The 3,058-nt window shown below is 64.5% G+C and carries 3 protein-coding genes; 2 read left to right on the top strand and 1 reads right to left on the bottom strand.

Annotated elements, in window-relative coordinates:
- Positions 1-190 precede the first annotated feature (190 nt).
- Positions 191-1,405 (top strand): YeeE/YedE family protein, encoded by a 1,215-nt coding sequence (locus PMI38_RS20785; protein WP_008098257.1) that lies wholly within the window; start codon positions 191-193, stop codon positions 1,403-1,405.
- Between the two features lie 280 nt (positions 1,406-1,685).
- Here PMI38_RS20785 and PMI38_RS20780 read toward each other — a convergent pair whose 3' ends face one another.
- Positions 1,686-2,015, bottom strand: a complete 330-nt coding sequence (locus tag PMI38_RS20780) for a hypothetical protein (protein ID WP_008098255.1) — start codon at positions 2,013-2,015, stop codon at positions 1,686-1,688.
- Between the two features lie 257 nt (positions 2,016-2,272).
- Between PMI38_RS20780 and PMI38_RS20775 the strand changes: the two genes are divergently transcribed.
- Positions 2,273-3,022: a FadR/GntR family transcriptional regulator gene (locus PMI38_RS20775; protein WP_008098253.1), complete on the top strand. Its 750-nt coding sequence runs from the start codon at positions 2,273-2,275 to the stop codon at positions 3,020-3,022.
- Positions 3,023-3,058 lie beyond the last annotated feature (36 nt).

Below are 3,058 nucleotides of genomic sequence, written 5' to 3'. Positions count from 1 at the left end.
AGCGGGCTTGCCCCGCGAAACAGGCAGCGCGGAGCATGGCACCGGCTTCGCCGGTGTTCGCGGGACAAGCCCGCTCCCACAGGAAAATGCTGTGGCCCTGTGTGTGGGAGCCGGCTTGCCGGCGATGAGGCCAGAACAGGCACAACGGCGTTATACTCGCCGCCCGTTTCACTGTAATCCGAGCATTCCCATGGGTCTCTCCGCAACCGCCACTCCCGTACCGCGCCGCCTGGGCGCGCCCTTGATCGCCCTGGCCCTGCTGCTGGCCGGCGCCTGGTTCCTCAACCTCAACGCCGGTTTCAAGCAGGTGCTGCTGCTGATCGTTGGCGCCGCCCTCGGCCTGACGCTCTACCACGCCGCCTTTGGCTTCACCTCGGCCTGGCGCGTGTTCATCAACGAACGACGCGGCGCGGGGCTGCGCGCGCAGATGGTCATGCTGACCCTGGCCGTGCTGTTGTTCTTCCCCGCACTGTCCGCTGGCAGCCTCTTCGGCAACCCTGTCACCGGGCTGGTAGCGCCGGCCGGGGTCTCGGTGGTGTTCGGCGCCTTCATCTTCGGCATCGGCATGCAATTGGGCGGCGGTTGCGCCTCCGGCACGCTGTTCACCGTAGGCGGCGGCAATGCGCGCATGTTGGTGACCCTGCTGTTCTTCATCATCGGCTCGGTCAGCGCCACGCACCATGCTGACTGGTGGTTCGCACTGCCATCGTTCCCGGCCACCTCGATCGTTCAGGTCTGGGGCGTTGGCCCGGCGTTGCTGGCAAGCGTGGCAGTGTTCGCCCTGATCGCCTGGGCCACCGTGGTACTGGAACGGCGCCGCCACGGTGCCCTCGAAGCCCCAGTGGGCAGCGAACACCGGGGCCTGCGTCGCTTCCTGCGCGGTCCGTGGCCACTGGTCTGGGGTGCTGTCGCACTGGCGTTGCTGAACTACGCCACCCTGGCCCTGGCCGGGCGCCCATGGGGCATTACCTCGGCCTTCGCCCTGTGGGGGGCAAAGACCCTCTCCAGTCTGGGTGTGGACGTCGGCAGCTGGGTGTTCTGGCAGGCTCCGGCCAACGCCAAGGCCCTGGCCGCGCCGCTGTGGCAAGACATCACCACGGTCATGGACATCGGCATCGTGCTCGGTGCGCTGCTGGCCGCAGGCCTGGCCGGCCGCTTCGCGCCGAGCCTGAAGATTCCGCTGCCGTCGCTGATCGCCGCGGTGATCGGCGGCCTGTTGCTGGGTTATGGCTCGCGCCTGGCCTACGGCTGCAACATTGGCGCCTACTTCAGCGGCATCGCCTCGGGTAGCGTGCATGGCTGGTTGTGGCTGGTGGCTGCCTACACCGGCAACCTGATCGGCGTGCGCCTGCGCCCATTGTTCTTTGCCGGGGAGCGCCGGCCGGTGGCGCTCACAGGCTGCTGACCGTATCGTCCTCAGCGCCACCGGCGGCGCTGAGGTCATGTAACTCGAACACCTGCAAGCCCAGCAGCCCGGCCAGCAATGCAGGCGCAGTTTGCGCAACACAATCGCTTGAATTTCAGTAGCTTACGATCTTTTTCTGAACGGCGACTCACGCGCGCGGGTGCTGCCGCAATGGCGCTGGACGTGGCAGCAGGTTTCTACTTGTCGGTGCGCGCCTCGGCGCGCCATTTTCTCGAACTAATATGAGAAATGTTTGTTAAGCATATGAAAAATAAATCATTTATTTTTTGGCTAGCGCATGCTGAACACATTGCTCGTAGTAGGTTTGCTTGATCGCAGGCGGTTTCAATTGGGAGCGGCTGTTGTAGGTCTGTTCGGTAATCCCGAAGGCCGTCATGCGCATCCATGGCTTGGGGAACTTGCGCTTTTGCAGCTTGTTGCGCGTAGCGTACAGGGTGACGCCGGAAAGCTTGGCCTGCTGGGCCTCGGCGGCAATCTGCGAACCCCAGTCACAGACCTGGCGATCATTCTGGCTCAGCGTCCTGGCGTGGGCGCCGAAGGCGGTCGAGGCCAGCAGGCAGCCGGCCATCGTTGCTAGAAATACTCGCATGTTGCTGTCCTAAGCATCTGAAGATGAAGGGAGTTTGCCTTTGGTTTGGCAGGCTGGGGGCCAGCACTTTGCCTCTAAGGGCAATGGCGGTGCGCAGGGATGCAGGGGGCGGAAATTGAGCGCCGCTTGCGCGGCGCGCGATCTGCGCACCACTGATGCCTACACGCCGAGCCTGATAAATACCCCATCGCCCGTATGTGATCGTACAACTGCTTGCGCTATCATGACGGCTGTCTTTCGAGGTGAAATACAGGGACATGACAGAGCAGCAGGTACAAGCACGGACTCGGCGCAAGCCGCGCAGTCTGGCCCAGGAACTGGTCACGGTGTTGACCGAGCGCATCCGCAGCGGCCAGCTCAAGCGCGGCGACAAACTGCCGACCGAATCGCAGATCATGGCCGAGGAAGGCGTCAGCCGTACCGTGGTGCGTGAGGCGATCTCGCGGCTGCAGGCCGCAGGCCAGGTCGAGACGCGCCACGGTATCGGCACCTTCGTGCTGGACATGCCGGCCACGGGCGGGTTCCGCATCGACCCCGCCACTGTGGTCACATTGCGCGAAGTGCTGGCGGTGCTGGAGCTGCGCATCGCCCTGGAGATCGAGTCCGCCGGCCTGGCCGCGCAGCGGCGCAGCGATGACCAGCTGGCCGGCATGCGTGCGGCGCTGGATGAGCTCAACGAAGGGGCCGCGCATGCCAACGATGCGGTGTCGGCGGATTTCCAGTTCCACCTGCGCATCGCCCAGGCCAGCGGCAACCATTATTTCGCCGACATCATCAACCACCTGGGCACCAGCATCATTCCACGGACCCGGCTCAATTCGGCGCGCCTGGCGCATGATGACCAGGCGCACTACATGGGCCGCCTGATGCATGAGCACGAAGCGATCTACGAGGCCATTGCCCGGCGCGACAGCGAGGGGGCGAAGATGGCCATGCGCATGCATTTGAGCAATAGCCGCGAGCGGTTGCGCCAGGCGCATGAAGAGGCCGAGGCGCAAGGGGTCTGATTTTCTTGCTGGCCATTGCGGCCCTATCGCCGGCAA

The organism is Pseudomonas sp. GM84, assembly GCF_000282535.1.
Classification (GTDB): domain Bacteria; phylum Pseudomonadota; class Gammaproteobacteria; order Pseudomonadales; family Pseudomonadaceae; genus Aquipseudomonas.
Note: the sequence above shows the minus strand (reverse complement) of the source record. Positions and strands in the feature narration are given on the sequence as shown.